Raw genomic sequence first — 25,600 nt, forward strand, 5'->3', positions numbered from 1 at the left:
GACACGGGCATTTTTCATTTCAGCTCACCCCTCAGAAATCATACTTCGCCGTGATCTGCAGGTTGCGCGGCTCGCCGTAGAACGTCGTACCGAAGTTGCCCAGGCCAGACATGTACTTCTTATCGAAGACGTTGTTGGCATTGGCGGTGAAGCTCAGGTGCTCGTCGTACTGGTAGCGGGTCATCAGGTCGACGAGGGTGTAGCCGCCTTGCTTGAGCAGGGTGTTGCCACCTTCGCCATTACCCACGTTCGGGCTGTAGCTCTGGCCGTAGAACGCGCTCTGCCAGCTGATGCCACCACCGACGGTGAACTGGTCCAGTGCGCCAGGCAGGCGGTAGGTGGTGAAGGTGCGCACAACGTGTTCCGGTTTGCTGGAGGCCAGCGGGAAACCGTAGATACGTTGCTCATCCTTGTCGCGGGTGCGGGCGTAGGTGTAGCCGGCCGACAGGTTCCAGCCCTCGGCCAGTTCGCCGGCCAGTTCCATTTCGACACCTTTGGTGGTGGCACCGGAGATGGCTTCATAGACGTCTCGACCGGTGCCGACGTCGGTGGTGACATACTGGGCAACGTTGTCCTGATTGATCTGGAACAAGGCAAAGGTGGCGTTCAGCTTGCCTTCGAAGTAAGCCGCTTTCAGGCCCGTCTCGTAGCTGTCGCCTTCAACCGGGTCGAGGGTCGAACCGCTTGCGTCCAGGTAAATTTGTGGCTGGTAGATCTTGGTGTAGCTGGCATACACCGAGTACGTATCGTTCAGGTCATAGACCACACCGGCGTACGGCGTGACAACGCCATGTTCCTTGTAGCTGGCATGGGTGTCGGTCAGGGCTGCCCCCGGATAGTAGGAGTAATCTTCGTTGTACTTGAAGGTGCTCAAGCGGCCGCCGAGGATGAACGACAGGTCGTCGGTCGGACGCAGGCGGGTGGCCATGTAGATACCGTTCTGGCTTTGGGTGCGTTCGTACTTGCCGTTTTTCGGAAATTCCTGTTTTGGCAGGTGACCGTTCCAGTCGAAGATGCTGCCCGGCACCAGTTCAAACGCGCTGGTGTCGTAGGTCGCACCGGTCTGGCGCGAGTGGGCGGCCATAACGCCGGCGACCAGTTCATGCTCGCGACCACCCAGCGAGAACGGACCGGAGATGTTCACGTCACCGGAGTTCTGCACGCGATGACCTTCCCAGCGACCCCAGTACAGGAAGTTGCCTTCGCCCGTGACAGGGTCTGCGGAGCCACCGCTGGCCGAGGCCAGTTGGGTGTCGTGATCAGTCGTTTTCTGGTCGAAGCTGGCCTTGAATTTCCAGCCATTGGCCAGCGCTTGTTCAAGCGACGCGAAGTAAGTCGTGCTGTCGAAATCGCGGCGGCTCCAGTCGGCACCCGGGTTGAAGCTGCGCGAGAAGTCGGTACGGCTGCCGTCGGTGAAGTACGGTGCGTTACCGGTCCAGGTGCTGCCGCGCGGAGTGACACTGGACTTGTCGATACCAAACGTCAGCAAGGTGTCGTCCGTCAGATCGGCTTCGATGATGCCGTAGAAGAGGTCTTTTTTCTGGCTGTAGTGATCGATGTACGAATCTTTGTCCTGGTAGGCGCCGACGAAGCGACCCCGTACGTTGCCGGTATCGGTCAGCGAACCGGAGATGTCGCCTTCGGTGCGGTAATTGTCCCAGGAGCCTGCGGTAGCGCTGACCGAAGCCTTGAAATCCTTGGTCGGTTTCTTGCGGATCAGGTTGACGGTGGCAGACGGGTCGCCCGCGCCGGTCATCAGGCCGGTAGCGCCTTTGACCACTTCGATGCGGTCGAGGCTGGCCGCGTCGTCGCCGTTGTTCGGGTTTTCACCGTACACGCCGTCGTAGGGAATGTTGACGCCGTCGTACTGGAAGTTAGTGATGGCAAAGCCACGGGCGGAAAACTCGGTGCGGTCACTGTCGTACTTCTGCATCGTGACGCCGGGGGTGTTGCGCAAGGCGTCAGACACGCTCTGTACGCCGCGATCGTCCATCTGCTGACGCGTGACCACGGTGACCGATTGCGGGGTTTCACGAATGCTCAGCGGCAGTCCGGTCGCGGAGGCGGTGGCGCCGGTGGTGTACGAGCCGGTGTCTTCCGTGGTCAAGCCCAGGCCCTGGCCGGAAATGGTGGTCGCGCCCAATTGCAGGCCCGAACCGCCACTGGACACCAGGGTCACGGTGTTGCCGTTGATCTGGAACGAAATGCCGGAGCCTTGTAGCAGTGCCTTCAGGGCATCAGACGGTTCCAGCGAACCGGACACCGCACGGGACTTGATGCCGGCCACCTGGTCCGGGTTGTAGAGGATCTGCAGATTGGTCTGCATGCCCAGTTCGGTCAGCGCATTGGAAAGCGGCTGGACGGCAATACTCACTTTTACAGGTGCAGCATTGGCCATCGAGCTCCCCAGCAAGGTGGCGGTCAGCAATACGCTTGTAAACAGGGTGCGATGCAATATCGGGCGCTGTACGGCTAGCGCGAGAGGTGTGCGGCGTGGTTGAGGTCGCATTACTTACCTGAGCTCCTGAAAAGTGTTGGGCAAAGTTATTGTTAATAAGAATGATTATTAAGACGGGGCGTGGACGTAAAACCGGAAAGAAACCTGAGAATAAATTTCGCAAGAGTGGGCACGTGGGAACGCCCGTTCTTGTAGGAGCACGGCTTGCCGGCGATGGCGCCCTCAGAATTGCCATCGCCGGCAAGCCTTGCTCCTACAGAGGCGTTTTCAGGCTGGGGCCAGTTCGGTGACGACCCGGCCGCTTTCCATGCGCACCAGTTGATCGGCGACATCGAAATAACGGTCATCGTGGGAAATCACGATGATGGTCTTGCCCAGGCGTTTGAGATCCGGCAGCAGCTCGGTGTAGAAAATCCGGCGGAAGGTCGGGTCCTGATCCGCCGCCCATTCATCGAACACCAGCACCGGACGTTCCTCCAGCCACGCATTGACCAGCGCCAGGCGTTTGCGCTGGCCGGTAGAGAGGTCGGTGGTGGTGAAGTTGCCGTCCTTGACGCTGACCTTGTGCGCAATCTCCAGCCGTTGCAGATAGTTGTTGGCATCTTCGGGGATGTGCGTATCGCCCTGGACCACGTCATCGAACAGGTAGTAGTCGGCGAAAATCGTGGTGAACAACTGGCGATAGTCATCGCGATTCAGCGCGTCGATGGCCTCACCGTTGACGCTGATCTCGCCCTGCTGCGGCGTGTACAGGCCCAGCAGCAACTTGATCAACGTGGTCTTGCCGCAACCGTTCTCGCCGACGATAAAGGTGATGTCGCCTTGCTTGATCGTCAGGTTGATCGGCCCGAGCTGGAACGGCGCCGCTCCTTCAACGGCCGGGAAAGCGAAACGCACATCGGCCAGCTTCAGTTCGTGCACGGCTCGTTTGACCTGGCCCTGATCGCTCAGCAGCAGATGCGGTTCCGGGGTGGAAAACTGCTCGGACAACTCGGCGATACGGCGAAAAGCAATCTGCGCCCGGCTGACAATCGGCAGGGTACTGATCAAGTGTTCCAGCGGGCCTTTCATGTACAGCAACACCAGCACGAAACCGCTCATCACGGTTTTATCGGCGCTCGGCCAGAAGGTTTGCAGTGCCAGCGCCAGGCCGATCACCACGAAAAACAGCATCGAGCCAAAGGTCTTGGCGATCACGAAGGTGTTGATCGAACGCACTTGGGTGTTGCAGATGAACTCGGCGGTGGCCTTGATGCCCGAGACAAACATGCGCTGGCGGCGCGGGCGATGGATGCGCAGTTCCTTGGCGCCTTCGGCAATCGCGTTGTAGTGCTTTTGCAGTTCGTCTTCAGCGTCGCGGGCAGCCATGAAACCCTGCACGCCTTTGCTCTGGGCATAGGCCTGAATCGCCGTGCCGATCAGGATCGCGGCGACCATGATCAGGAACATCGGCCACGACAGGATGGCCAGGTAACCCATGCAGCCGAGGGTCACGGTCACCGAAATCGCCAGCGGGGCGAAGACGAAGGCGAAGTCGCTGATGGTGTCGACGTCGTGGGTCAGCACCGGGATCAGCCGATGGCTGCGGTAGCGCTCGATCTGCTCGATGGGCGCCGACAGGACTTTTTCGCCCAGTTGTTTGCGCAGTTTGGCGATGATGTGCTGGCCGACGTAGTTGGTGCCGATGTCGGAGCAGATCGAACTCAGCAGCGCCAGCAGGCACAGGCCGGCGAACAGCGCGACCACGCCCTGGGTCAGGCCGCTGTCCGAATGCAGCGCGTTGTTGATGGTCGCCAGCAAGACCGTGACGCTCAGGCCGCCGACCATGCCCAGGAAAATGGACGCGGCGACGATCAGCCGAAAGGGTTTCAACAGGGCGAACAACTCGCCGATGGCGCCACGGGGAGGCTGGGTCATGGAGGACGATTCCTTGGGTGGAAAGGCAGATACCCAGTAGAACGTCTGGTGGAAGGCTTAATTTAGCGACCACCGATTGATGGTCACCACACCCGAACCTGTAGGAGCGAGCCTGCTCGCGATAGCGGACTGACAATCGACATCTACTTCGACTGGAAGTCAGTCATCGCGAGCAGGCTCACTCCTACAGGGGGATTTCAGTGATTCAGATAGTTGTGAGAGGTCTAGAGGTCACGCACCACGCGAAAGCCGATCCAGTCCCCGCGCTCTTGCGGGTACTGGCTATTGCGGTTGCCCGAGCGCGAGAACACTGGCGCTTCACCCCAGTCATTACCGCGTATGCGCACGGCTTCGCAGTTGGCCTCAACCCACGCGCTGCCGTCGGTGGGCGCACCGACGTAGTCCGGGTGTTCGCAGTCTTCGACCCATTCGTACACGTTGCCGTGCATGTCGTACATGCCAAACGTGTTCGGCGGGTAGCTGCCCACGGGCGAGCTATAGCTGTAACCGTCTGCCGGGCCGTAGGTGTTGGCGTATTTGGCGATGCTGTAGGCCTTGCCTTCATCGAGCGGGAAGGGGAATGGCCCTTTAGTGCCGCCCCGCGCGGCGTACTCCCGTTGGGCCTCGCTGACCATGTGATATTTCTGCCCGGTTTTTTTCGACAGCCAGGCGACGTAGTTCTTAACGTCGTCGAAGTTCATGCACACCGCTGGCTGACGCGGGGTTTGTGGATAACGCGGCTTGCTGGCCACGCATTCGCGGCCCGGCCGGGTATCGCCATTGGCAATGATCACGCCGCTCTCGCGCACGTAGCTGTCCCATTCGCCGGCGGTGACCTGGAAGCGGCTCATGGCGAACGGCTTGGCGAAGGTCACGTCGTGCATCGGGCCTTCGTCGGGTTCGCGGCCGACTTCATCGTCCGGCGTGCCCATGGTGAAGGTGCCGGCGGGCAGTACCACCATCTCCGGGCAGTCGCGGCAGTCCTTGAATACTTTGCCAGGTGGCGATGCGGTGGCGGCCTGGGCGCCTCCGATCATAAGTGCGGCCAGGGCCAGGGCCTTGAACGGCAGGGTCAATTGATCTCGGTTCATGAGTGATCTCGAGCAAAGGAAAAACGGGGCCACGCTTAAAAGGCAATGAATCATTGTGGCGAGGGAGCTTGCTCCCGCTGGCCTGCGCAGCAGGCCCTTTCTTTTGGGGCCGCTTCGCGGCCCAGCGGGAGCAAGCTCCCTCGCCACAGGGGCATAAGCGTTAAGGCGTTTTGTTCAGCAGGGTGATGAAGCGGTCGATCTGCTCTTCGGTGTTGAGCAAGCCCGGCGCAATCCGCATCACCGGGCCGACATCGCGCTCCACCGAGTCGCAGACCACGCGGTTTTCCATCAACCAGGCGGCGACTTTTTCGCAGTCGCGGTCCTTGATCCGGAAGAAGGTGAAACCGGCCGACAGGTCCGGGCTCTTTGGCGTGACCAGTTCGATCTGCGGGTTTTCCAGCAAGCGGTTTTTCGCATAGGTATTGAGTGCATGAATCCGCGCCTGCACCTGGGCCTTGCCCAGCTCCAGATGCAACTTGAACGCCTCGTCCAGCGCCCAGCGGTGTTCGAAACTGTGATAACCGCCGGGAGTCATGATGGTCGAGAAGGTGGTGGCTTCGGAGAAGGTCGGAATGGTCGGCGTGACGTCTTTGAGCTCGGCGGAACGGGCGCAAATGATCCCGGTGCCGCGCGGGCCGAACATCCATTTGTGAGTACCGGCGATGAAGAAGTCGCAGTGCATGTCGGGGAAATCGAGGTCTTCGACGCCAAAACCGTGCACACCGTCGACCACATACAGAATGCGGTCCTTGTCATCGCGATTGCGGTTCTGTTCTTCCACCAGTTTGCCGATCTCGCCAATCGGCAGTTTCACGCCACTGCCCGATTGCACCCAGGTCATGCCCAGCACGCGGGTATTCGGGCGGATGCCTTTGGCGATGGAACCGAGCACTTCGTCGACGGACACGTTGCGGCTGTTCCCGAACAACGTGAGCTTGCGCACCTTGACCCCGTCCTTTTGCTGGCGGTAATCCAGCGCATAGTTCGTGGCGTAGTGTTCGTGTTCGGTAGTGAGGATTTCCTGATCCGGGCGCACATGAATGCCGCCGTAGATCAGCGACAAGCCTTCGGTGGTGCTGCCGGTGAGGGCGATCTGTTCAGGCTTGGCCTTGAGGTAGCGCCCGGCCCAGATGCGCACGTCCTGTTCGCGTTTTTCCGTTTCTCCGAGGTCCCAGTCCATCGCCCGTCCGGGGTTGCGGTCGAGGTTGGCGCGATGCCGTTCTATGGCCTCACGCACCGGTCGCGGGTGCGATGTCACCAGAAAGTTGGCGAAGTGCAAATAGTCCGGATCCTGATCGAACAGTTGGCGCAATTGCGCCCACTTGTCATTGGCCAGCGGCGGCGCCGTGGCGGCCCGTACCGGCAACATCACAGCGCTGCCGAGGGGCAGGCCGGCCGCGAGAATCCCGGCCTGCTTGAGGAATGAACGACGGTTGGTCATCAGCAAGGTTCGCTTTTGCAAAGGGGATTCAGTTGTTCGCCACCGGCCGGGAAGACTTCTGCACCTGATCCCAGACCCGCAGGAAATTGCCGCCCCACAGCTTGGCGATATCGGCCTCGCTGTAGCCGCGACTGATCAGTTCGGCGGTGACGTTGCGGGCTTCGCTGACATCCTTCCAGCCATCCAGCCCGCCGCCGTCGTTGAAGTCGGAGCTGATGCCGACATGGTCGATGCCGATTTTCTTCACCGCGTAATCAATCGCGTCACCGTAGTCCTTGAGCGTGGCTTTCGGTTCTTCGTCGACAATCGCGTAGAGCTGGCTGGCGTATTCGCCGAAGCGTTGCTCGGACCAGACAGTGATCACCGGGTCGCCGGGCATCAGTGCCATCTCCAGGCCTTGCAACGGTTGCAGGTCGAAACGGGCGCGCAGGGCGTTGAGCTTGTCCTGGGTGGTTTGGCTCAAGGGGCGAATGTAGGTCGGGAAGCCGACAATCTGCACCACGCCGCCGCTGTTCTTGATCAGCTGCATTTCCTGGTCGCTGAGGTTGCGCGGGATGTCCACCAGCGCCCGCGGCGCCGAGTGCGAGGCCACCATCGGCGTGCGGCTCAGTTGCGCGACTTGCTCCAGGGCCTTGGTCGACATCTGCGAGACATCGATGATCACGCCGAGGTCGTTGAGGCGATGCACCGCTTGTTTGCCGATGTCCGACAGGCCGCCGAGGGCGTCACGCGAGTCATTGAAAAACGGCAATGGTCGCGACGAGTCGGCCCAGGCGTTATTGCCCACGTAACTGAAACCGAACATGCGCATGCCACGGGCGGCCCACGTGTCCAGAGCGTTAAGGTCGTTGCCCAGCGGGTAGGCGTTGAGCATGCTCATGAACACCGCGAACTTGCCTTCGCCGTGCAGGCGCCGGAAATCGTCGGGGGTGTAGGCGATGGCGACCTGGTTGGGGAAATCGCGAACCATGGCGCTGATGATTTTGTAGCGGGTTTCCTGCTCGAACCGGGCTTCGTCGACGAAACCGGCGGTGGGGCGGTGCGGGGCGTTGGCGCCGTTCCAGATTTCCGGCCAGCCGAAGATGGTCAGGGCCGCACCGGACAGGCGTCCGCGTCCGGTCTTGACCAGGTCGAATTGGCCGCTGCCATCCTTGTCGGCTTCATTGCCGGCGGTGCCGAAGTCCAGCGGCACGGTGACGTGGCTGTCGAAGGAGAGGATGCGCGTTTGCAGTTCATCGGCCTGTTGCATCACCTTGACCGGGTAGCCTGGGTTGTCCTTGAACCAGTGATCCCAGACGGCATAGCCGCCACCGGCGCTGATGGCCAGCGCCAGGGGCAAGCCGAGGTACAGCGCCTTTTTTGAACGTGGTTTTTTCATGTTCATCTCAGTCAGGTTCGTTGCCCCGGTGTGGGGGGCTTTGCTATCTGGGATGGACGAGTGGCTGATCCGATAATTTAGGTGTATCTGCCGGCCTCTTCGCGAGCAGGCTGTTAAATTTCTGGAGGGGGCGAACGTTCTAGCTTGGATAAAGCCTGCTTCATGGCTGACACAGGTAGGGCAATGACGATTTCTCGACGAGGGTTCATGGCGGGCCTGGCGCTGACCGGTGCTGCCGTGCCTGCAGCTTTTTATGGGCATCGCGAATGGACGAAACCGGATCCGACGATCACCCCCGGCGAAGCTTCATTTGATGTGGCGGATGTCGCCGGCCAGCGGCTGGCGGACACGCTGCGGGGCGTCTGGCAGATCCGTTTTGACGGACGAGACGCCGGGATTGAAGGGTTGCCTCGCGACGGTCTGGAAGTGTTTCTTGACGTCGGCCACAAAGGACGTGGCCTGATCGGGTTCCTCGACACGGCCGAGCGTTTGCGTTCAAACGAAACACCGCGTTACCGGGTGCTCGGCGAACTGGCCGATGCCAAAGCGGCGCAATTGAGTTGGCGATTGGTCAGTGCCGACGCAGCCAATGGCACCCCCGATTACGAATTCAGCATGACCCTGGACGAAGTCTGGGCCGGGTTCGGCAATGCCGGCAGCGGCACCCTCAGCGGTCGCGTATTGAACCTCGATCGCCCGCTGATGATGACCGCGCAGGACAACCGCTTCGTCGCAGTCAAACGGGTTTTCCCCGAAGCCCGCGAACGCACCGGGCTCAATGCGCCATTATTGGCTTGGCTGATCTCCCCGGAGCATCGGCTGTTTCACCAGCTCTGGCATGCCTCGCGGGACAAATGGCACACCCTGGCCGAAGACAAACGCAATGCCCTGCGCGGCCTCGGCTGGCAGCCTGGCCCGCGCGACAAGGAGCGCGATGCCCGTGGTGCGCGCAAGGATCGCAACGGCTCGGGCGTGGATTTTTTCTTCATGCATCGGCATATGCTCGGCACCGCGCGTTCGATGCAGGACCTGCCGTCGTGGCAGCACTTCCCGTTGCCGCAACCGGAACTGGCCCGTGATCGCATCGGCTTCGCCCGATATTTCGATAATCACGATGGCACCGCGCTGCCGCCGACCTGGCTGGCTGACGACGATGCCGACTATTCGCAGTGGGTCAGCGACATCAAGACCGTGGAGACCTATCACAGCAATTTCCAGGTCTGGGAATCGCGCTATCGTGACCCGCGTTACCTGTCGAAGCTGACCCTGGGCCAGTTCGGTTCAGAGGTGGAGCTGGGGCTGCACGACTGGCTGCACATGCGCTGGGCCTCGGTGCCACGTGATCCGTCCAACGGCCATCCGGTACCGTTCGCCCGGGATCCATCAGACTTTTCCGCACGTTGGTTTGCGCCGGAAAACGACTTTCTCGGCGATCCGTTTTCGTCCCATGTGAACCCGGTGTTCTGGCATTTCCATGGCTGGATCGATGATCGACTGGAAGACTGGTTTCGCGCGCATGAACGCTTTCACCCTGGGGAGGTGAGTCGGCTGGAGGTAAACGGCGTGGCGTGGTTTGCGCCGGGGCGTTGGGTTGAAGTCGACGATCCGTGGCTCGGGCCGAGCACCCACGGTTGCAATACAACGCCGGGGTTGCAGGCGGGCAAGTCGGTGGAAATGGACCCGGAAACCATGAAGATGGCGCTGCGGATAACCTTTGGCGAGGATGAGAAGAAGCTCGCGGATTTGTTCAGGAAAGTGCCGAAGCGGCCTTGGTATGCGCGCCATTTGAAGGCTAAGCCGGTTACCCGTTAATCAGTTACTCCACGTTATCGTTCATCGCGGGCTTACCCGCGATGGCGGACTCACTGACACTAAAATCACAAAACCTGCCACCCCCCACCCAGTGCCTTGTACAGCGCAATACTCGCCTGCAACCGCGACAACCGCAGCTGCACATTCAAATCCTGCGCCGCATACAGCGTGCGTTGCGTCTCCAATACGGTCAGCAAATCCTCGGCCCCCGCCTGATAGCGACGTTGCGCAATATCGAATGCGGTCTGCGCCTGTTTCAGTTCCTCGCCTTGCCATTGCCGCTGTTCATCCAGCCCACGAATGCTGTTCAGCGCTTTTTCCACGTCGGCAAAACCGTTGATGATCGCGCCGCGATAGGTCTCCAGCAGCTCCTCCTGCCGGGCCGTGGCCTTGTCGCGCTCGGCGCTCAAGCGGCCGTTGTTGAACACTGGTGCGAGCAACCCGGCGGTGAGGTTGTAAAACGGACTGCGCAGAATGTCCGACGCGCGATCCGCACCCGAGCCGATTTCGGCGCTCAATGTCACGGTAGGCAACATCGCAGCTCGGGCCACAGTGACGTCCGCCTGCGCCGCCGCCAGTTGCGCCTCGGCGCGGGCAATGTCCGGGCGACGGCTGATCAGTTCACTGGGCACCCCAGCGTCGATGGTCGGCCATGACAGCTGATCAAAGTGCTCCAGTCCCAGAGGCAACTGCTGTACCGGTCGGCCGAGGAGGGCGGCAAGACTGATCGACGCGTCTTGCGCCTGTTGCTGCACCAGCGGTAATTGCCGTTGTTGCGCGGCGACCAGGCTTTTCTGTTGGGCCAGTTCCAGCGCCGTCGCCGAGCCTGAATCAAACCGCGTCTGCACCAGTTTCAATACGTTCTGCGCATTCGCCAGGTTCAACTCGGCGATGCGGCTCTGTTCACGCAGCGACAGGGATTGCGCGTAGCCGCTGGCGACGCTGCTAAGCAGCGTCAGTTCCACCGTTGCCTGATCGAACTGGCTGGCCTGCAAGGCAAATTGCGCGCTGTCGCGGGAGGCACGTTGGCCGCCCCAGAAATCGATTTCGTAGCTGGCGCTGAGGTTGGCGTTGAAATAGTCCACGGCGCTGTTGTCGCTGTCGGCATCCAGTTGGCTGTAGCCATTACCGCGCAGCAGTTTCTGGCGATTGGCATTCAACCCTGCCGTGACCTCCGGCAGCTGCGAACCGCCGGCCACCACCGTCTCGGCCTGGGCCTGACGCACGCGGGCGATGGCGGCGGCCAGATCGAAACTACCGACCCGCGCCTGTTCAATCAGTTGGTCCAGCTGCGGGCTGCCGAACTGCGTCCACCATTGCGGGTTGCTGCGCGCGGCGTCTTGTGTGTGCGGTGATTGCCAGGACGCGGGCGGCACGATACCGGCGTCGGGGCGCTGGGCGGGCGTGCCGCAAGCGCTGAGCAACAGGCAGAGCGTCAACAGACTGAGTGGCGGCTTCATGGAGAAATCATTCACTGGTAAGGGCCGTGACCGGGTCGAGTCGGGCAGCTTTGCGGGCCGGCATGAAGCCGAAGACAACACCGGTGACCAAGGCGCAGCCGAAGGCGCCGAGCGCCGCTATCAAGGAAAACGCGACAGCGACTTCGCTGAGAATCAGCACACCGCCGACGATCAGCGCCAGGGCAATGCCGGCCAGCCCGCCGACCACCGAGAGCATCACCGCCTCGGTCAGAAACTGGCGCAGGATGTCGCGCTGCCGGGCGCCGGTGGCCATGCGGATACCGATCTCGCGGGTGCGTTCGCGCACGGTCATCAACATGATGTTCATCACGCCGATTCCACCCACCAACAAGGAAATCGCGGCAATCGAGCCGAGCATCAGCGACAGGGTGTTTTGCGTGCGCGCCTCGGCCTGGATCATTGCGGCGTTGTTGGTCAGTTCGAAATCCTTCTTTCCGTTGTGCAGGCGCAGCATCAATTGCTCGATGGCTATTTCGGTCTCCTTGACCTTGCGCGCATCGGCGGCGGCGATGGCCACGTATTCCGGAGTGTGCGTGCCGAACAGCCGCACGCTGGCAGCGGAGTAGGGGATGGCGATGCGGTCGTCGCTGTCGGAATCGCCTGAGCTGGCGCCTTTTTCCGCGAGCACGCCGACCACCTGGAAGGGCACGTTTTCGATCAGGATGTATTGGCCAATCGGGTTGGCCACGTCCTTGAGCAACTTGGTTCGCACCTTGTGGCCGATCACCGCGACCGCCGCTGCGTTTCGCTCATCGGCCTCGGTGAAGTAGCTGCCTTCGACCACCGGCCAATTGAAGATCGCCGGGAAGTGGGTGTCGTTGCCGCCGACGTAACTCAAGTGGTCGAGGTTGCCGAAGCGCACCCCGGCTTCCTGGCCGTTGACCGGCATGATCCGTCTCACTTGCGGCAAACTGGCCACCGCCGCGACGTCATCCAGGGTGACGATGCCCGGCGCAGTACGCGGGTTCGGCGCCGAGCCGCTGAGGTAAATGATGTTCGAGCCGAAGGCGCCCATCTGCGCCATGACCTGGCGCTTGCTGCCTTCGCCGACGGCGAGCATCACCACCACCGAGGCCACGCCGATGATGATTCCGAGTAATGTCAGCGCGGTGCGGAAGCGGTTGATCCACATCACCCGCCACGCCGCTTGCACCGCGTCAATCAGTTCGCCTTTCCACGCGCCGGTGGCTTCGGCGCCTTCGCTCAGACGCTTGCGCAAGTCCACGGCTTGCAACGCGCCGGGGTTGGCTGAGGCCTGGGCTTGAGGGTTATCGCGGGCGCTGTCGGTGATGATCAGGCCGTCGCGGATTTCGATGATGCGCTTGGCCCGGGCCGCGACTTCGCGGTCGTGGGTGATGAGGATCACCACATGACCCTGGCTCGCCAGTTCATCGAGCAGGGTCATGACCTCGGCGCCGCTGTGGCTGTCGAGGGCGCCGGTGGGTTCATCGGCGAGGATGATGTGGCCGCCGTTCATCAAGGCGCGGGCGATGGACACCCGTTGTTGCTGGCCACCGGAGAGTTGATGCGGACGATTGCCGGTGCGCGAGGCCAGACCGAGACGGTCGAGCAGGGCAGCGGCCCGGATGTGGCGCTCGGCGGCCGGCAAGCCTGCGTAGATGGCCGGCATCTCGACGTTTTCCTGGGCCGAGCCGGAGGGGATCAGGTGATACCCCTGGAACACAAAACCGAAGGCTTCACGGCGCAGCCAGGCCAGTTCATCACTGTCGAGCCCGGCGACGTTTTCCCCGGCGAAGCGGTATTCGCCCGACGTCGGGCGGTCGAGGCAGCCGAGGATGTTCATCAGCGTCGACTTGCCGGACCCGGAGGCGCCGACAATCGCCACGAACTCGCCGGCATGAATCGACAGGTCGATGCCGCGCAACACATGCACTTCGGGAGAGTCGCCGCCGCCGTAGGCTTTGCGAATGTCGTGCAGGTCGATCAGGGGCGTCTGCATTCAGCCGCCACTCCCGTCGGCCGGGCCAATCAGCAGGTGATCGCCTTCGCGCAGGCCATCGAGGATCTGCACCCGCAGGCGATCACTGATGCCGGTGCGCACTTCTCGCGACTCGATGCTGCCGTTTTTGGCCACGACTTGCGCGGTCTGGGTGTCCGGTTCCGCGCCACCTTGCAGGGCCGCAATGGGCGCGGTGAGGACGTTTTTGGCCTGGTCGGACACGAAAAACACCTGCGTCGTCATCTCGGCCATCAGCGCGTTGTCGGTGTTATCGACGTCGAGCAATACGGTGTACAGCACCACGCGGGCACTGCCGCTTTTTCCCGAGCTGGCCGGGCTGCCGCCACCCTGGCTGGTCTGGTCGAGTGGCTTGGGCGGTACGGGCAGAATCTGCCGCACCGTGCTGCTCCAGCGACGATTGCCACCGCTGAGGGTGGTGAACCAGGCATTCATGCCGGGTTTGACGTGGCCGATGTCGGCTTCCGAGACTTCGGCCCACACGGTCATTGGCGACAGTTTGGCGATACGCAGAATCAGCGGCGTTTGTTGCTGCGCGTTCAGCGTCTGGCCGACCCGGGCGTCCAGGGCAACGATCGTCCCGGACATGGGCGCATAGATTCGCGTGTAACCGAACTCGGCCTGATCACTGCGCAGGCTGGCTTCGGCCTGACGGATCTGCGCCTGGAACATGTCGATACGCGCCTGGGTGGCGCGCCGTTCAGCTTGCGCGGTTTGCACGTCCTCTTCGCGGGTGGCGCCCCCGGCCTTGAGGTTCTGCTGACGCTGGTATTTCTGCCGCGCGAGTTCGTGCAGTGCCCGTTGCTCCTGGAGCTGAGCCTTGAGGTTTTCGATGGAGAAACGCCCGGCGTCGAGTTTGGCCTGTTGCGTGGACGGATCGATTTCCACAAGCAACTGGCCTTCCTTGACCACGTCGCCGACCTCCACATGAATCTTGTGGATCTGCCCGGAGGCCTGGGCACCGACGTCGACATAACGTCGGGGTTGCAGGGTGCCCAACGCGGTGACGCTGCTTTCGATGTCGCCCCGGCTGACGGCCACGGTGGCGAATCTGTCGCGGCCGGGCGGAATGATGTGCCAGGCGGCGACGGCGATAACGGGGATCAGGCTAAGTGCTACAAGCAGGGCGCGTCGGGTGTCTCTGGGACGTTTCATGCAGGGTTCCGGCCAATGGGTATCGGTCCGTCGTTCAACCTGCGCGCAGCTAACAGCGACAGCCGACAGAGACGGGGAGCTGTCCTGTAAACGAGGAAGGGTGCGGGGAATTTAGGTGCGGACACATAGGGTTACACCTGTAGCTCACGACTATTTGTGCGGCAAGGACAAGCAGTACTTTAAATCTATATGAGAATTACTATAAATTACGCGTCTCGAACTGCCACTATCGTGCCACTGCCTATGTCGGCGGTCGACGAGGGGGCTCAAGGACAGAAACCGCACGCGTGCGGCCGGGAGTCATGTTGGAAAACTACTATCGCGAGCTGGTGTGTTTCCTGAACGCCAAGCTAGGCAACCGTCAGGTGGCCGAAGATGTGGTGCATGACGCGTATGTGCGGGTCCTGGAGCGTTCCAGTGACACGCCCATCGAGCAGCCCCGGGCGTTTCTGTACCGTACCGCGCTCAATCTGGTGATCGACGATCATCGGCGCAATGCCCTGCGTCAGGTCGAGTCGCTGGACGTGCTCGACACCGAAGAACGCTACTTCACGCCATCCCCGCACAACTGCCTCGATCACGGCCAGCGCCTGCAAATGCTCCAGCGTGCCCTGGCGGAGCTGCCACAGCTGTGTCGCGAGAGTTTTCTGTTGCGCAAGATCGAGGGCCTGTCCCACCCTGAGATCGCCGAACAGCTTGGCATTTCGCGGGCCCTGGTGGAAAAGCACATCGTCAATGCGATGAAGCATTGCCGGGTGCGGATGCGCCAGTGGGACGCCCATTGATCCCCGCTGATTAAATTTTATTTCACTGTCCTCGTTCCTACTCAACAGACGACCTGCTGTCCTGCCCAAGGCCGGTCAGGTCACTTAGGCTTACTCCCCATCGGTTGAGGGGTTCATCCAGAGGACACTGGAAATGACACAGGCAATTGCATCGCCCATCGTTCACGACCTGATCGGCGTCGGTTTCGGCCCTTCGAACCTGGCGCTGGCCATCGCTTTGCAAGAGCGCGGGCCACGCCAGGGCGAGCTGGATGTTCTGTTTCTCGACAAGCAGGCGGACTACCGCTGGCACGGCAACACCCTGGTGACCCAGAGCGAACTGCAGATCTCGTTCCTCAAGGACCTGGTGACGCTGCGCAATCCGACCAGTCCGTATTCCTTCGTCAACTACCTCAAGCATCACGGTCGCCTGGTGGACTTCATCAACCTGGGCACTTTTTATCCGTGCCGCATGGAGTACAACGACTACCTGCGCTGGGTCGCCGTGCAATTTGAATCGCAGAGCCGTTACGGCGAAGAAGTGCTGACCATCGAACCGGTGCTGCACAGCCAGCAGGTCGAAGCGCTGCGGGTGATCTCGCGCGATACCCAAGGTCAGCAGCACGTGCGCACCACCCGTTCAGTGGTGGTCAGCGCCGGCGGTACGCCGCGCATTCCGCAAGCGTTCAAGGCGCTGAAGGATGACGGACGGGTGTTCCATCACTCGCAGTACCTGGCGCAAATGGCCAGGCAGCCGTGTGTGAACAACCAGCCTATGAGCATCGCCATCATCGGCGGCGGGCAGAGTGCCGCGGAAGCGTTCATCGATCTGAACGACAGCTTCCCCTCGGTGCAGGTCGACATGATTCTGCGCGGCTCGGCACTGAAGCCGGCGGATGACAGCCCGTTCGTCAACGAAGTGTTCTCGCCGGAGTTCACCGACCTGGTGTTCCAGCAAGCCCACAGCGAACGTGAACGTCTGGTCAACGAGTACCACAACACCAATTATTCGGTGGTGGACATCGACCTGATCGAGCGCATCTACGGTATCTTCTATCGCCAGAAAGTCTCGGGCATTGCTCGTCATGCGTTTCGCACATTGACCACGATTGAAAAAGCCACGGCCACCGAGCACGGTATCGAGCTGGCGTTGCGCAACAATGCCACGGGTGAAGTCACGGTTCGTCTATACGACGCTGTGGTCTTGGCCACCGGTTACGAGCGGCAGATGCACCGCAAATTGCTGGCGCCGCTGGAGCAGTACCTGGGTGATTTTGAAGTGGATCGCAACTATAAGCTGATCACTGACGAGCGCTGCAGGGCCGGCATCTATATGCAAGGCTTCTGCCAGGCGAGCCATGGGTTGAGCGACACGCTGTTGTCGATCCTGCCGATTCGGGCGGACGAGATTGCCGGTTCGTTGTATGAGCATGGCAAAAACCGTGGGCACAGCCGGTTGGTGGTGGACGTGTTGTTGGCAACTGCTAGCTGAGATTTTTGGCGCCTCTCAGGCCGCCTTCGCGAGCAGGCTCGCTCCCACATGTGGCCAATGAACACAGGTCCATTGTGGGAGCGAGCCTGCTCGCGAAGCGGCCCTTGAGAACACTACAAAATCTGAAAGCTGAACCCTTCCTGAAGAACCCCGCGATTGCCCCACCGCATACCGTTCCTTCGTTTACTCTGCCTAAATCGCGGCGTAAGCTTCGCGCGTTTTCATCAATAGCGGAGACCCACAGTGGGTACTTGTTCGAGTGACAGTAGTCGGCCGGTTTCAGTAACCGGCACCTTCTCGGCAAGATAACGCGCAGCTTTTTTGTGCCGTTGTCTCGCCGTACAGCGAGCAGCGGCCTCCCGGTCGAGCCAGTCCTGGCATGATCGCGATGTCCTCTCATCGACACACTCTCGTGTGATGGCGCCTGCCTGGTCGTCATCGCCGCGACTCGACATGCCTGCTCGAAGGTTTCCCGGCTGACCCTGGGGGCAACGCCATGAACCTGACCCTGCTCAAGGAATTCTTCGCCGGATTCCTGCGCACCCGCCACATCGCCCGGCACTTCCGTCGTCTGGCGCTGCTGGAAACCTTCACCGACACCACGGTCAGCCGTGAAGTACCGCCGACGCTGGCGCAAACCCTGGTGGGTGCCGCCAACAGCGACACCGGCCAATTGCTGGAAAGACTCGGCACGCACACCGATGGCCTGAGCGAGGAGGAAGCCGACGCCCTGCGCGAGCGTTTCGGCCTCAACGAGGTCGAGCATGAACAGCCACTGCCGTGGTGGACGCATCTGTGGCACTGCTACAAAAACCCGTTCAACCTGCTGCTGACGTTGCTCGCGGTCATCTCCTGGCTGACCGAGGACATGAAAGCCGCCATCGTGATTTTCTCCATGGTGGTGCTCTCGACATTGCTGCGGTTCTGGCAGGAAACCAAATCCAACCAGGCCGCCGACGCGCTGAAGGCGATGGTGAGCAACACCGCGACAGTCCTGCGCCGCAACGCACATCGCATCGAGTTGCCGATCAAACAGTTGGTGCCGGGCGACCTGATCGTACTCTCGGCGGGGGACATGATCCCCGCTGATTGTCGGGTGCTCAGCGCCAAGGACCTGTTCGTCAGTCAGGCGGCGATGACCGGCGAATCGATGCCGGTGGAAAAATTTCCGCGCCAGCAAGATAACGACACCCGCAACCCGCTGGACCTCGACAACATCCTGTTCATGGGCACCAACGTGGTGTCCGGGACGGCGATGGCGGTGATTCTCACCACCGGCAACGACACGTATTTCGGTGCGCTGGCGCAGCGAGTGGGTGCCACTGATCGTGCGCCGACGTCGTTTCAGACCGGGGTCAACAAAGTCAGCTGGCTGCTGATCCGTTTCATGTTCGTGATGGCGCCGCTGGTGCTGTTCATCAACGGTTTCACCAAGGGCGACTGGACCCAGGCGCTGTTGTTCGCGTTGTCGATTGCCGTGGGCCTGACCCCGGAAATGCTGCCCATGATCGTCACCTCGACGTTGGCCAAAGGCGCGGTATTCCTGTCGCGTAAAAAAGTCATCGTCAAACGCCTGGATGCGATCCAGAACTTCGGCGCCATGGACGTGCTGTGCACCGACAAGACCGGCACCCTGACCCAGGACAAAATCTTCCTGGCGCGCAATGTCGACGTCTGGGGCAATGACTCCGACGACGTGCTGGAAATGGCCTACCTCAACAGCTACTACCAGACCGGCCTGAAAAACCTGCTGGACGTTGCGGTGCTGGAACACGTGGAAATCCACCGTGAACTCAAGGTCGGCACCGCGTTTCGCAAGATCGACGAGATCCCGTTCGACTTCACTCGCCGGCGCATGTCGGTGGTGGTCGCCGAGCGCGAGCAGGCTCATCTGCTGATCTGTAAAGGCGCGGTGGAGGAAGTGCTGGCGGTGTGCACGCGGGTGCGTCACGGTGTTGTTGATGAAGCGCTGAGCGATGAATTGCTGGCGCGGATTCGCCAGGTGACCGCGACGTTCAATGCCGAAGGGCTGCGAGTCGTCGCGGTGGCTGCACGGCCGATGATCGAAGGGCGCGACACGTATAGCCTGGCCGATGAACAGGAACTGACGCTGATCGGTTACGTGGCGTTCCTCGATCCACCCAAGGAAAGCACCGCGCCGGCCCTCAAAGCACTGGCGGCACACGGTGTGGCGGTGAAAGTGCTGACCGGCGACAACGAACTGGTGACCGCCAAGATCTGCCGTGAAGTCGGACTGGAGCAGCAGGGCCTGCTGATGGGCAGCGACATCGAGCGCATGAGTGACGCCCAGTTGGCTGTGGCGGTGGAGACCACCAACGTTTTCGCCAAACTCACACCGTCGCACAAGGAACGCATCGTGCGTTTGCTCAAGGGCAACGGCCACGTGGTTGGGTTCATGGGCGACGGCATCAACGACGCCCCGGCCCTGCGCACCGCCGACATCGGTATTTCGGTGGACAGCGCCGTCGACATCGCCAAGGAAGCGGCCGACATCATCCTGCTTGAAAAGAGCTTGATGGTGCTGGAGGAGGGCGTGCTGGAAGGGCGCCGCACCTTCGCCAACATGCTCAAGTACATCAAGATGACCGCCAGTTCGAACTTCGGCAACGTGTTCTCGGTGCTGGTGGCCAGTGCGTTCATCCCGTTCCTGCCGATGCTGCCGATGCACCTGCTGGTGCAGAACCTGCTCTACGACATTTCGCAGATCGCCATCCCGTTCGATAACGTCGATGCAGAAATGCTCAAGCAACCACAGCGCTGGCAACCGGCGGATGTCGGGCGCTTCATGCTGTTCTTCGGGCCGATCAGCTCGATCTTCGACATCACCACGTTTGCCCTGATGTGGTACGTGTTCGATGCGAACACGCCGGACCACCAGACGTTGTTCCAGTCTGGCTGGTTCGTGGTCGGGCTGCTGACCCAGACGCTGATCGTGCACATGATCCGCACCCCGAAAATCCCGTTCCTGCAAAGCCGCGCGGCGATGCCGTTGATGGTGATGACCGGGATCATCATGGCCGTGGGCATTTTCCTGCCAATGGGGCCGCTGGCGCACTACTTCAAACTGCAGGCGTTGCCATCGATGTACTTCGTGTTTCTGCCGGTGATTCTGCTGGCGTACATGGCGCTGACGCAGGCGGTGAAAGGGTTCTACATTCGGCGGTTTGGCTGGCAGTAAATCGTCTGGTTGGGACGGTATCCTGGAGGCGAGGGGGCGGACCCAGCCGTGAATTCTCGTAAAAATATAGAAAGTGCGAGTGAGCATTTAGGAAAAGTCCTACATAAACCGGCACCAAGCTTCCGTAGCCTTGCGCCACACTTTGGTCACCCTGCAGGCCCCGGAATGATGAATAAAGCATTACGAATCCTGATTGCCGACGAGCAACACTTCCACCGTATGAAGGTTGAGCGTGTGTTTAACCAGCTGGGTTACTACCGGGTGGCACCGGTTCAACACCTTGAAGAGCTGTTGACCCTGGTCGAATACGGTTGCGAGCCGTTTGACCTGGTGGTCATCAACGCTTCTCTGGCGAAGGGTTCGTTGGACCTGCGGGGGTTTTTCCTCGATAACCCCCAGGTTCGTCATGCCATGATTTTCAACGACGAACGCGCGCAGAATTCGGTTTGCACGCAACAGCCAATTCAGACGAGCACCGCACTGCTTCCCGACTTGATGTGTATCCGGCACTTGATGTCCCGTGTCGATCCGTTGGTGAGTCCCCGTCATGATCTGGTCGGGCACTATCAGCAGAAAGCGGGCTGAATCGAGGTGCCCGTTCGTCGGAACTGTCATTTCTGACAGGTAGTTTTCATCCTTGCGCCATGTAAGAGTTTTCGCGCAGTTGCTGCGTGCACTCTGGCCTTTTCCGGCGCGCATCCGTGGCGTCATCGTCGATTTTTTGCACAGGGAGTTTCCATGAAGTCAGTGCTGATTGTGGACGATCATCCGGTCGTTTGTGCCGCAGTCAAACTGGTGCTTGAACGGGAAGGATTTAAACGGATTCATGAAGCGGCCAGCGTGGGTGACGCGTCGGCGATTCTTCGTGAGCACACCGTTGATCTGGTGACTGTGGATCTGATGTTGCCCGGTGGTAACGGGCTGGATGTAATCGAGCGAATCAAAAACAGCGACTTGTCGTGTGCGGTGTTGGTGTTCACGTCCCTTGATCCATTGTTTTTTCAAGAGCGTTGCATGCGCTCCGGTGCTTTGGCGTACGTCTCCAAAACCAACGACCTGAGTCAGTTGCACAAGGCCATACAAGCGCTGATGGCCGGGTACACTTACTTCGCACAACTGCCCAGCGCATCCATGGACGCGCTGCAGCAAAGCGAAAAGCAAATGATCGACAAACTCTCCAACCGCGAACTGACCATTCTCCAATACCTGGCTCGGGGTACCGCAAACAAGGCCATCGCCGAGGCGATGCACTTGAGCCACAAGACAGTCAGCACCTACAAGACCCGTTTGATCGAAAAACTTAGCGTACAGTCGGCCGTGCACCTGCGCGACTTTGCCATCCGCAATCACTTGATCTGAGGGCGCCTGAACGTGCGTCTCCTGTTGTGCGCATTGATGCTGTGTCTGGCGCCAGCGGCCCTGTCGGCCGTGCCTGCGCAGACGAAGTCCTTGCAACTGCTGGGGCGTTCCACGGTGGAGGGTTACGCGGTCCATTTGAATGAAAAGGATCGGCAATGGCTGCATAGCAAACGGGTCCTGCGCCTCGGAGTGAGTGGGCCGGATTACCCGCCCTTCGAAATCACGCGCAATCAAGATGAGCTGGAAGGCATCACCGCCGATTACGCCCGACTGATTGCGCAATTGCTGGACATTCCGATTGAAGTGCAGCGGTATGGCACGCGGGAAGCGGCCATGGAGGCCCTGAAATACGACGGGCTTGATCTGCTGGGAACCTCGAACAACTTTGAAGCGGCCGATCCCGGGTTGATCCTGTCCAGCTCCTATGCTGAAGATCAGCCAGTGCTGGCCACCCGGCTGGATGAACGCATGCCCGAGGATCTGGCGGGCAAACGCATTGCGATGGTCGATGACTATCTGCCGGCGCAGACGGTCGAAACGTTTTATCCCGAGGCCAGGCTGTATCGCTACCCGTCTGCGCTCGATGCGCTGGGGGCGGTGGCGTATCGCAAAGATGACGTGTACCTCGGGGACCTCATCAGCGCCAATTACCTGATCAACAACAATTACCCCAATAACGTTCAGTTGATGGGACCGTCCGGTCTCGACGCCAACCCGTTCGGCTTTGCCCTGTCGCGGGACAACCTGCCGCTCAAGGCCATCATCGACAAGGCCCTGGCGGCGATCCCGATGAACCAGCGTGCGCTCATCGAACAGCGCTGGAGCGCCGGCAGGGTCAACACGCTGGGTCAGTCGCGAGTCAATCTGAGCGCCAGTGAGCGGCAGTGGCTGGAGCGTCATCCACAAGTCACTGTCGGGGTAGTCGAGAACTTCGCGCCTCTGACGTTCTTCAATGCCGAGGGACAATTCAGCGGGTTGACCGCGCAATTGCTGTCGCTGATCAGCCAGCGCAGCGGTTTGAACTTCAAGGTGCTACGGGAGCGATCCCTTGATCAACAGATCCAGCGACTCAAGGCGGGCGAGATCGACGTCATACCTGCCATCATCCCGACCACCGAAGGTGTCGCCGATCTGCACTTCACCAGCCCTTATGTGACCAATCCGTACACGCTCGTCAGCGAAATCACACCCGATAGCCCCAAGACACTGGACGAACTGGCCGGTAAGCGCCTGGCGATTTACCACAGCCACCCGGTGCGCGCCTTTATTCAGGCGCGGGTGCCTGGGGTGCGCATGGTGGATGTTGAAAACCCGGCGCAGGGGCTGGAGTCAGTCATGAACGGACAAGCCGACGCAGCCGTCAGTTCATTGTTCATGACCCGTTATCTGATTGCCCGGTATTACCCGGGACGCTTACGGATCAGCAGCACCGTGGGTGACGAACCGGCGCGCATTGCGATGGCAACGGACGGTGCAGACCCGGAGTTGCAATCGATCCTGAACAAGGCGTTGCTGAGTATTTCGCCTGATGAAATGGACAGTTTGGTCACCCGCTGGGGCAATGATGTGGTGGTGGATGACAGTTATTGGCTGCGTCACCGGCCAGCCATCCTGCAGGCGTTCGCCGCCGCCGCCGCGTTGCTTTTGCTGGCGGTGAGCTGGATCGCCTGGCAACGTCGGCAGATCCGCCAGCGCCAACAATGGTTGCAGCAATTGCAAGACGCCAAAGACGCGGCCGACGACGCCAATCGCGCGAAAACCACGTTTCTGGCGATTATGAGCCACGAAATCCGTACGCCGATCAACGCCTTGATCGGCATGCTCGAAATGGCCGGGATGCGCGCGAAAGAGGGCATCGCCGATCGTTCAGCCCTGGAGGTAGCCTCCACTGCGGCGCAGCAGTTATTGGCGTTGATCGGCGATATCCTGGACATCGCCCGCATCGAATCCGGGCATCTGTCCCTGACGCCCGAGCGTGTCAATTTGCATGCGCTGGTGGCCTCGGTGTGCCGGGTGTTCGAAGGCCTGGCGCGGGAAAAAGGCCTGGCGTGGCGGATTGATCTGGATGAACGCAGTGATCGTGATGTGTTGATTGACCCCACGCGTTTCAAGCAGGTGCTGTCCAATCTGTTGAGCAATGCAATCAAGTTTACCCAGACGGGTGAAGTGAGCCTGACACTGCGGGTGGTGCCGGGAATTCCGGGGCATCTGGCCGTCGCGGTGCACATTGAAGACAGCGGCATCGGCATCAGCGTCGTGGATCAGCAGCGGTTGTTCAGCCCGTTCGTCCAGGCTGGCAACAACCTGCAGTCGGGACGCAAAGGCTCTGGACTGGGGCTGGTCATCAGCCGCACCCTGTGCGAAATGATGGGCGGACGGTTGGCGCTCGAGAGTGTCCTGGGGCGGGGCACTCAGGCTGACATCAGTCTGTCCTTGGTGGCGTTGAAAGCCTTGCCTGCCGTCGAGGCGATGGACAGTGGATTGGCGCTGTCCACCCCCCCCCTGACGATTTTGGTGGCCGATGATTATCCACCCAATCGCTTGTTGCTGACGCGTCAACTGAGCTATCTGGGGCACCGGGTCATGGAGGCCGAAGATGGCCTGCAAGCGCTTGAGTTGTGGCGTATCCATGAGTTCGATGTGGTCATCAGCGACTGCAACATGCCCCGGTTCAGTGGTTATGAGTTGGCGGGTGCGATTCGTGATGAAGAGCGCGGCTATGGATTGCCGCCCACGCTGATTCTGGGGTTTACCGCCAACGCCCAACCTGAAGAAAGGATTCGGTGCCTGGAAGCGGGCATGGACGACTGCTTGTTCAAACCCATTCTGCTGGCGGATTTGAGCGCCTGGCTGGCCTCGCGGTTTGGCAGTGAGCCAACGCCCCTGCCGACCGATACGCAATCAAGTCTGGAGATGGACTTGACCGGCCTGGAGTTTTACGTCGGCGAAGACCGGACGCTGATCAATCAGTTGCTGCGTGAATTGGCCAAGGCCAACCACGAAGACCTCAATCATCTGCTGCAAGCCCACGCGGGTGACGATCACCCGCGTCTTCACGAGCTGGCGCACCGTATCAAGGGCAGCGCGCGGATGGTCCGCGCGGAGCGTTTGATCGAATGCTGCGAACAACTTGAGCGCGCTTGCGCGGAAGGTCGCGTGGCGATGATCGATGAAGCCGTCGATCAGTTGCAGCATGCGATGATCCGACTGGACCAAAGCCTCTCACGCGGCTGACGCTTAATCCCACTGCGGCGCGATGCCTTCAGGGCTGGTCAGCCGCTGGCCGCGATCAAGGCCGGCGATCGATGTCATGTCGGCGTCGCTCAAGGTCAGGTCGCAGGCTTTGAGGTTGCTGTGCAGGTTGGCGCGTTGGGTGGAGGAAGGGATCACGGCGTAACCGGACTGCATGGCCCACGCCAGCGTGACTTGCGCCGGGGTGGCGTGAAGGCGTTCGGCGATCTGCTGGATGACCCGGTCTTTGAGCACTTCGCCATAGGCCAGGGTCATGTAGGACGTGATCTGGATGTCATGACGGCGGGCGAACTCGACGACTTTGCGATTTTGCAGGTACGGGTGCAGTTCGATCTGGTTGGTGGCGATGTGGTCGGCACCGACGGCGGCGATGGCCTGCTTCATCAGGTCGACGGTGAAGTTGGAGACGCCGATCTGCCGGGTCAGACCCAACTGTTTGGCTTCAAGCAGGGCGCCCATGAATTCCTCGACCGGCACCTGGTCTTCCGGGGACGGCCAGTGGATCAGCGTCAGGTCGAGGTAGTCGGTTTGCAGTTTGCGCAGGCTCTCTTTGAGGCTGTCGACCAAACGGTCCTTGGCGAAGTTGGCGACCCAGATTTTGCTGGTGATGAACAACTCGTCACGGGTGATACCGCTGGTGGCGATGGCGAGACCGACGTCGGTTTCGTTTTCGTAGATTTGCGCGGTGTCGATCACTCGGTAGCCCAGCTCCAGGCCTGTGCTTACCGAATCGATGACCACCTGGCCTTGCAGGCGAAACGTACCGAGACCGAAGGCGGGAATAGACATCTGTGACTCCAGGGATTGCGGTGGGAATGAGCAG

At 60.7% G+C, this 25,600-nt stretch carries 16 protein-coding genes; 7 read left to right on the plus strand and 9 right to left on the minus strand.

Annotated elements, in window-relative coordinates:
• Positions 1–31: 31 nt before the first annotated feature.
• From J2X66_RS28260 to pvdM, 5 genes are all read right to left on the minus strand, one after another.
• Positions 32–2,509: a TonB-dependent siderophore receptor gene (locus J2X66_RS28260; protein ID WP_310271410.1), complete on the minus strand. Its 2,478-nt coding sequence runs from the start codon at positions 2,507–2,509 to the stop codon at positions 32–34.
• A 216-nt stretch (positions 2,510–2,725) separates the two neighbouring features.
• Entirely contained in the window at positions 2,726–4,375 is a 1,650-nt protein-coding gene (locus J2X66_RS28265) for a cyclic peptide export ABC transporter (RefSeq protein ID WP_310271413.1), read from the minus strand.
• 224 nt (positions 4,376–4,599) lie between these two features.
• Entirely contained in the window at positions 4,600–5,466 is an 867-nt protein-coding gene (locus J2X66_RS28270) for a formylglycine-generating enzyme family protein (RefSeq protein ID WP_310271416.1), read from the minus strand.
• A 160-nt stretch (positions 5,467–5,626) separates the two neighbouring features.
• A complete protein-coding gene (locus J2X66_RS28275) occupies positions 5,627–6,907 on the minus strand; it encodes an aminotransferase class V-fold PLP-dependent enzyme (RefSeq protein ID WP_310271419.1) in 1,281 nt (426 codons plus the stop codon).
• Between the two features lie 28 nt (positions 6,908–6,935).
• Positions 6,936–8,285, minus strand: coding sequence for a pyoverdine-tailoring dipeptidase-like protein PvdM (gene pvdM, locus J2X66_RS28280; RefSeq protein WP_310271423.1), 1,350 nt, complete (start codon positions 8,283–8,285; stop codon positions 6,936–6,938).
• Positions 8,286–8,468: 183 nt separating this feature from the next.
• Here pvdM and J2X66_RS28285 point away from each other — a divergent pair, with 183 nt between their 5' ends.
• Positions 8,469–10,097: a PvdJ/PvdD/PvdP-like protein gene (locus J2X66_RS28285; protein ID WP_310271426.1), complete on the plus strand. Its 1,629-nt coding sequence runs from the start codon at positions 8,469–8,471 to the stop codon at positions 10,095–10,097.
• Between the two features lie 65 nt (positions 10,098–10,162).
• On the opposite strand, the gene J2X66_RS28290 is transcribed toward J2X66_RS28285, so the two are convergent.
• Genes J2X66_RS28290 through J2X66_RS28300 form a run of 3 tightly spaced genes read right to left on the minus strand, consistent with a single transcriptional unit; the run spans position 10,163 to position 14,711 of the window.
• Positions 10,163–11,557, minus strand: coding sequence for an efflux transporter outer membrane subunit (locus tag J2X66_RS28290; protein ID WP_310271429.1), 1,395 nt, complete (start codon positions 11,555–11,557; stop codon positions 10,163–10,165).
• Between the two features lie 7 nt (positions 11,558–11,564).
• Entirely contained in the window at positions 11,565–13,538 is a 1,974-nt protein-coding gene (locus J2X66_RS28295; protein ID WP_310271431.1) for a MacB family efflux pump subunit, read from the minus strand.
• Positions 13,539–14,711 carry an efflux RND transporter periplasmic adaptor subunit gene (locus J2X66_RS28300; RefSeq protein WP_310271434.1) on the minus strand — a complete coding sequence of 391 codons (1,173 nt, stop codon included), beginning with the start codon at positions 14,709–14,711 and terminating at the stop codon, positions 13,539–13,541.
• 302 nt (positions 14,712–15,013) lie between these two features.
• Between J2X66_RS28300 and J2X66_RS28305 the strand changes: the two genes are divergently transcribed.
• The 6 genes from J2X66_RS28305 to J2X66_RS28330 all read left to right on the plus strand — a co-directional run bounded on the left by J2X66_RS28305 (position 15,014) and on the right by J2X66_RS28330 (position 24,759).
• Positions 15,014–15,496, plus strand: a complete 483-nt coding sequence (locus J2X66_RS28305; protein ID WP_310271438.1) for a sigma-70 family RNA polymerase sigma factor — start codon at positions 15,014–15,016, stop codon at positions 15,494–15,496.
• A gap of 133 nt (positions 15,497–15,629) precedes the next feature.
• Complete coding sequence (locus J2X66_RS28310) at positions 15,630–16,967, plus strand: SidA/IucD/PvdA family monooxygenase (RefSeq protein WP_310271441.1); 1,338 nt, start codon at positions 15,630–15,632, stop codon at positions 16,965–16,967.
• A 496-nt stretch (positions 16,968–17,463) separates the two neighbouring features.
• Positions 17,464–20,166 carry a magnesium-translocating P-type ATPase gene (mgtA, locus tag J2X66_RS28315; RefSeq protein WP_310271444.1) on the plus strand — a complete coding sequence of 901 codons (2,703 nt, stop codon included), beginning with the start codon at positions 17,464–17,466 and terminating at the stop codon, positions 20,164–20,166.
• Positions 20,167–20,331: 165 nt separating this feature from the next.
• Entirely contained in the window at positions 20,332–20,751 is a 420-nt protein-coding gene (locus J2X66_RS28320; RefSeq protein WP_310271447.1) for a response regulator, read from the plus strand.
• A gap of 153 nt (positions 20,752–20,904) precedes the next feature.
• Positions 20,905–21,525: a response regulator transcription factor gene (locus J2X66_RS28325; RefSeq protein ID WP_310271452.1), complete on the plus strand. Its 621-nt coding sequence runs from the start codon at positions 20,905–20,907 to the stop codon at positions 21,523–21,525.
• Between the two features lie 12 nt (positions 21,526–21,537).
• Positions 21,538–24,759, plus strand: coding sequence for a transporter substrate-binding domain-containing protein (locus J2X66_RS28330; protein ID WP_405046814.1), 3,222 nt, complete (start codon positions 21,538–21,540; stop codon positions 24,757–24,759).
• A gap of 3 nt (positions 24,760–24,762) precedes the next feature.
• Here the strand turns inward: J2X66_RS28330 and dkgB are convergent, their stop codons facing one another.
• On the minus strand, positions 24,763–25,566 hold the full coding sequence (dkgB, locus tag J2X66_RS28335; RefSeq protein WP_310271455.1) for a 2,5-didehydrogluconate reductase DkgB: 804 nt from the start codon (positions 25,564–25,566) through the stop codon (positions 24,763–24,765).
• Positions 25,567–25,600 lie beyond the last annotated feature (34 nt).

The organism is Pseudomonas sp. 3296 (genome assembly GCF_031456615.1).
Taxonomy (GTDB): Bacteria; Pseudomonadota; Gammaproteobacteria; order Pseudomonadales; family Pseudomonadaceae; genus Aquipseudomonas; species Aquipseudomonas mucoides.